The 4024-nt window shown below is 37.2% G+C and carries 2 protein-coding genes; one reads left to right on the top strand and one right to left on the bottom strand.

Going from position 1 to position 4024, the window contains the following annotated elements:
- The coding region (locus tag HRT72_11790; GenBank protein ID NQY68387.1) for a M1 family peptidase at positions 1–2720 on the top strand (2720 nt) is incomplete at its 5' end.
- A gap of 3 nt (positions 2721–2723) precedes the next feature.
- On the opposite strand, the gene HRT72_11785 is transcribed toward HRT72_11790, so the two are convergent.
- A partial coding sequence (locus HRT72_11785; protein ID NQY68386.1) for a polysaccharide biosynthesis C-terminal domain-containing protein occupies positions 2724–4024 on the bottom strand: 1301 nt, incomplete at its 5' end.

Genomic DNA, 4024 nt, shown 5'->3' with positions numbered 1-4024 from the left:
TAAACATTGACTTCCTTACTTATTTCGATCACAAAGATGTGAGGAGAAGAATGAAAATCTATACCACATTTGGAAACAAACACTACGACGGTGTTCATTGGTATCCACGAATATCCGTGTACGACAGAAAATTTGGCTGGACTACCGACCAGCATCTTGGGCATGAGTTTTATGGCGATTTTGGAACATTTGATGTAGAACTGGATCTCCCATACAATTATATAGTCGGAGCTACAGGGAATCTAACAAACCGTTCGGAAGTCCTTCCCGACTCGTTACGTAAGAAGCTAGATCTTAAAAACTTTGCAGATAAAGAGTGGGAATCCGAACCGTCAGAAATAATTCCACACGATGCTACGAAAAGAAAAACATGGATATACCATGCCGAAAACGTGCATGACTTCGCTTTTACTGCAGATCCTTCTTACCGAATTGGTGAAGCTAAATGGAACGATATAACATGCTACTCTCTCGTTCAAGAACAACATGCTTCAAAATGGCAAAATGCGGCTGAATACAGCGCAAAGGTGATTGATGTGTTTTCAACTGATATTGGAATGTATACCTACCACAAAATGATTGTGGCAGATGCCAACGACGGAATGGAATACCCAATGCTAACACTCGACAAAGGTCAGGATCCAGGCCATAGAGGCTTGCTCGTTCACGAAATCGGACATAATTGGTTCTATGGTCAAGTAGGTAGTAATGAAACGTACAGGGCTTCTTTGGACGAAGGGTTTACTCAGTATTTAACGGTGTTAGGTTTGGAAGCAATTGATGGAGATACGTTACAGCGGAATGAAAATGAATCTCGTTATATCGAAATGTACCAAAAACCAATTCTAGCAAGAGAGATAAGAGTAAATATTCCTCTTATGCGCTTTGGTATAAGAGATAAATTATCCAGACTAAACGTGCACTCAGACGACTTCCATGGAAAAATAAAATTTGGTGGAGGCTATGGACAAGTATATTACAAAACAGCTGCAATGCTATACAATCTTGAGTATGTATTGGGAGATGAGCTTTTCGAGAAAGCAATTAAAAGCTATTTCGATACATGGAAAATTGCTCACCCCTATTTTATTGATTTCCGAACATCTGTTATAAACTATACCAAAGTCGATCTAAATTGGTTTTTCGACCAATGGATAGAAACAACTAAAACCATTGACTACAGGGTATCTAAAGTAAAAAAAGGAAAGAATAATCAATTTGAAATATCCTTTGAGAGAAAAGGAAGCCTACACATGCCTCTTGACTTTTCAGTAGTAGACAAAGCAGGTAACATTCTTGACTTTCACATTCCAAACACTTGGTTCGAAAAGGAAACTAAAGCTACCATACTACCTAAATGGTTTGGATGGGATAATCTTAATCCAACTTACACTACTACTCTTGAAATCCCAGGTGGCATAGAAGATGTGATCATCGACCCTTCTCATAGGCTCTTTGATGTGAACATGATGGATAATACAAAGAAACCGAAACACACATTTAACTTCGACTATCAAATAGCTAACTACCCAGATAGAATGTCATTCGAGCATTATATTCGTCCGGACCTATGGTACAACGGATTTGATGGCGTAAAATTTGGAGCACATTCAAGAGGGTCCTATTTTAAATACAAACACGTATACGATTTGGGCCTATGGTATAACATCGGTGTATTACAACAAGCGGAAGTCATAAATGCAAATCCAAATTCTCATAACAAGTTTTCTTACCGATTTAAATACCATACGGGGCTTGACAAATGCAGCCCTAACCTCTCCTACAGCATGGGCGCGCTGTACCTCGATGGGCTTAGAAGTTATAATGTGAAATTGACAAAAAAAGACCGAGACAAAAAGAATATTTATTCGTTGAGTTTTAAATCGATGGAAAGAAAGAATATCTCCGACCTTCAATATTTGCTCTATTCGAACGAATGGGAAGCAAACAAATTAAATAATACCTTAAACCTCAAGTACGAGCATAAGTACAGTTACAAAAGAGGAAAAGGGCATATCGTAGCACTTCTTAAAACATCCACAATTTTAAGTGATTACAACTACAGTAATTTATCTCTAACATCAACCAACAAAGGGAATCTAGGCAAACTAGAGATTAACACTAGACTATTTGCACAATATGGAACTGGTAACAATATTGCTAATGAATCGTCTTTATTTTTAGCAGGAGGAAACCCGGAAAGCATGATGGATAATAAATACATGCGCTCAACGGGCTTTATTAATAACGATTGGTTAGGTTATGGAACAACTACGAATCATTTACAATATGGAGGTGGTTTGAACTTAAGGGGCTATGCCGGATACGTTGTTCCCGATTACAAAAAAAATGGAGATGTTGGATTTGCCTATAAAGGAAATACTGGAGCTGCATTCAATATTGAAGTTGATTTTGATAAGCTCATCAAACTAAAACCAAAGAAACTTTCAAAATACATCCATTTAGATGCTTACTTTTTTGCCGATATGGGTGTTATGTCGTTCGTAACAGATGGTTCTTCCATCGACCTATCTAATGTTCGGATTGATGCCGGGAATGGATTCTTGCTTACCATTAAACGTTGGGGAGGATTGGAAATGGCCAAACCATTAACAGTGCGACTAGACCTACCCTATTTCCTAAATCGGATTCCAGAAGCCGATGCCAATAATTCTTACTTTAATAATAGATGGGTAGTTGGAGTTAATCGGTCGTTTTAAGAACTACAGTTTAATATTCAACTTCGCAAAAGCATCTTTTATCGACGAATTTATATCATCAGAGATACGGAGAAACCAAATCAGAGAAACAATTACTATTGATGCTAACCCTCCCCTAATAATGACATCAAAGATTATTTGATACATCTCGTTATCCAAAAAACCTCCCAAAGTTGGAATATATGGGATTGTAAATATTGGCAAAGCAATAACTCCAATAGCCTTTATCGTGTTGATAGAGAATGGGTGAATTCTAAATTTCACGTAGATGTAAATCATCTTAATTGCATTAATCAATACTATAGTAATTAGAGTTGCATACGCTGCACCATCCATTCCATATGAAGGAATGAGTACATAATTAGTCCCTATTGCCAGAACAATTAATCCGATAGAAGCATATGTATCGAACTGGTAAAATTTAGACAGTATAATCATCAAGCCATTCGCTCCAGTTAAAGAATCCAGTAGTTTACACATCGCAATAGTTAACAATATTGTTTTCCCTCCGGCGTACTCATCGCTCAATATGGAGTAGAAATTATCGGCATTAAGCCAGGTAATATTGAATATAATCCCACAAAGCAAAAACAGATTAATTGAAGTTTTACTATAGATATCAGCTATTAAATCCCAATCTTTTTTTCTCATTGCAGTGGCAATTATAGGATATACTATTCGATAGATAGAACTAGCGGGTACGTATGTCATTCCTCCTAAAACAAATCCAATGGTATATACACCTACAGTATCTAAACCCAGCATAAAGACCAACATTATCTTGTCTATTCTGTTTACCCATGAATTGGCGGCACCACTTATAACCGAGAACACGCCATATTTAGCCATCATCCTTAAAGCCCTCCCCCTGTACGGGAAGGAAAGTGTTAAGGACATCTCATTTAGATAAATTAGGTAACCAAATAAGATTAACATATTCAAACCGTAGATAGCGACAAATAACACCCAGAACTCGTCGAATCCGATATAACCAAAATGATATAGGATAATTTCAACAAAGAATAAAAGCTTGGTTAAGGCCGATTTCAAAAAATGAGATAAAACAGTTTTGTGTAACGAGAACAAATACGATTCGAAGAACCCGATGTAGAGCGAAAAGAAAGCTAGCGGGAATATTAAATACACATGGTCGAACAATAAGCTCAACTCACTGCCATACATCTGAACAAGAGGCTTCTCGAGCAAATAGAATATCGCAGAGAACACGACATAACCACCTAAACCAACTAATAACGAAAAAGATAAAAATGAGTTCTTCTCCCCGTTTTTGGCCTTGAAGTACG

It is taken from the genome of Flavobacteriales bacterium, from assembly GCA_013214975.1.
Taxonomy (GTDB): Bacteria; Bacteroidota; Bacteroidia; order DT-38; family DT-38; genus DT-38.
This window is presented reverse-complemented; position numbering and strand designations above follow the sequence as displayed.